Below are 1,459 nucleotides of genomic sequence, written 5' to 3' on the forward strand. Positions count from 1 at the left end.
GCCGTTGATGACGGCATTGCTGATGTTCTTGTGCCAGCCCACTTCCTGGTCCAGCTTGGCGCGCAGACCCAGGGCATAGGCGGGCGCGGCAAGGGTGACGGCAGCGCCTGTGCCCTCGGCGCCACCTGTGCTGTCCCAAGCCATGAAGTTGGGCCACAACACCATGACTTCACGCTGGCCGAATTCCTCGCGGTAGGTGGTGGCTTCTTCCTTGGTCTTGGCATAGCCGCCCGTGGCATCGCGTGCCGCCACATAGGCGAAGGCGCGCAGTGACTGCGCAGCGCTGGCCAGCGCATTGGCCACGGCCTTGGTGTCCAGATCGGGGGCGCCGATGATGCGGGGCTTTACGCCCAGCTCGGATTCCGCCGCCAGCAGTGCCTGGATGCCTGTGCGCTGGCCGGTGGCGGTCACGGTGCCGATGACGTTGGTGGTAGTGGCTGCAATGTCGGCGCCTTCTTCCACACGCACCACGATGGTCAGGGCGCGCGATTGGCCGCTGATGGCCGTCAGCGCTTTGGCCAGGGTGCCGCCCTTGCCAGCCTTGCCAATGCCGCCTGCCGGGTTGGTGAGCAGCACAGGGGTGTTGATGGGGAATGCTTCGTCATCGGCATCCGGGGCGGTGGCCACCAGACCAATGACGGCAGTGGAAACAACGCGGATAGCCGCGCCTGCGCCCGTAGTCTCGATGACACGGACGCCATGGTGATATTCAGTTGCAGCCATGTGGCTTCCTTTGAATGAGGGGATGGAAGGGAGTGATGGCGCTCAGGCCGCCTCAGAGTCGGCAGCCGTGGCTTGACCCTTGCCGCGCTTGGGCTTGGGCTTGTCCTGGTCTTCGGCGGCGGCTTGATCGGCGCTCGCGCTGGCAGGCTGTTCAACAGTCTCTGCGCCTTGGGTATTGGCCTGGACTTGCACCTGAGCCTGCAGCTCGGCCAGCAGTGGTGCCACTTGCTTGAATGGACGATCAGCCACGCAATCGAGAATGAAATGGGCGGCTTCTTGCGTGACGGTCAGCGTCACGATGTTGGGATTTGTCGTTTGAGACATGGGCTTTGCATAGGGGGTGGGTTGCTGGTCCCCTATGGTTGCGCCCGGTACCCGAATGAGCCAGCGTGGCCCGTTGTGGCGGTGACTTGCACGTAACTGGCCCGCACCCTGGGCCTGATTTCGCTACACCGCCACGCCCGCAGCGTAGGTAAACAGCTCGTCTAGGTCTGCTTCTGAGAGCTGCAGCAGTTGGGCCATGGTTTGCATGGCCGGGCTGCCTCGCTCCCAAGTGGTCGCGCGCTGGTAGCCGATTTTTACGGTGTAGCGCTGTACCTCGTCGGGGATGTGAGCGATTGCCGCCAGCACATCGTCCTCGGTGATGCGCTTGATGGCGAAGAGCGCGACAAGCCCTTGAGCGGGTGTGCAGACCCCAGGCGGCGGCAATGCCACTTTTTCCGGCGCGATGAATGCC

The 1,459-nt window shown here is 63.7% G+C and carries 2 protein-coding genes and 1 pseudogene; all 3 read right to left on the reverse strand.

Annotated features, from left to right (window positions below; genetic code table 11):
* Positions 1-723, reverse strand: a 723-nt coding sequence (locus AAIL66_RS24250; protein WP_343497956.1) for a phage tail sheath subtilisin-like domain-containing protein, incomplete at its 3' end; no start/stop codon positions are given.
* Between the two features lie 42 nt (positions 724-765).
* A complete protein-coding gene (locus tag AAIL66_RS24255; protein ID WP_343497957.1) occupies positions 766-1,047 on the reverse strand; it encodes a hypothetical protein in 282 nt (93 codons plus the stop codon).
* A gap of 123 nt (positions 1,048-1,170) precedes the next feature.
* Positions 1,171-1,459, reverse strand: a pseudogene (locus AAIL66_RS24260) (hypothetical protein); the annotation flags it as partial.

It is taken from the genome of Comamonas sp. F1-6 (assembly GCF_039581415.1).
Taxonomy (GTDB): domain Bacteria; phylum Pseudomonadota; class Gammaproteobacteria; order Burkholderiales; family Burkholderiaceae_C; genus Comamonas; species Comamonas thiooxydans.